Consider the following 327-nt stretch of genomic DNA (forward strand, 5'->3'; position numbering starts at 1 on the left):
CCGAAATTCGGCAAGAAGTTCGATGCTGTTTCTCTGTTGCATGACCACGCCTGCCATACAGGCAAGCCTTACGTAAATGGTCATTGCTTCGTCAGTTTGACACTGAGTGTCCCTGTCCTGAACCAGCATGAAGGAAAAGCTCCGCTTATCCGCTATCTGGCGGTTCCCGTAGGGTACCGGATGTGGACGAAAGAGCAGACCAAACTTGAATTAGCCGGTGATCTCATCGAGGAGGTGATGCCCTTACTGAAAGACCGGCAGGTATTACTGTTCTTTGACAGTTGGTATGCCAAAAGCACGTTGATAGAGCGGGTTTTGCAATATCCC

General features: G+C 49.8%; 1 pseudogene. It reads left to right on the top strand.

Annotation, left to right across the window (positions count from 1 at the left end):
• Positions 1 to 327 (top strand): annotated as a pseudogene (locus ACFCTO_RS12195) (IS701 family transposase); the annotation flags it as partial.

Origin of the sequence: Megasphaera indica, assembly GCF_046614755.1 — a bacterium.
Taxonomy (GTDB): domain Bacteria; phylum Bacillota; class Negativicutes; order Veillonellales; family Megasphaeraceae; genus Megasphaera; species Megasphaera intestinihominis.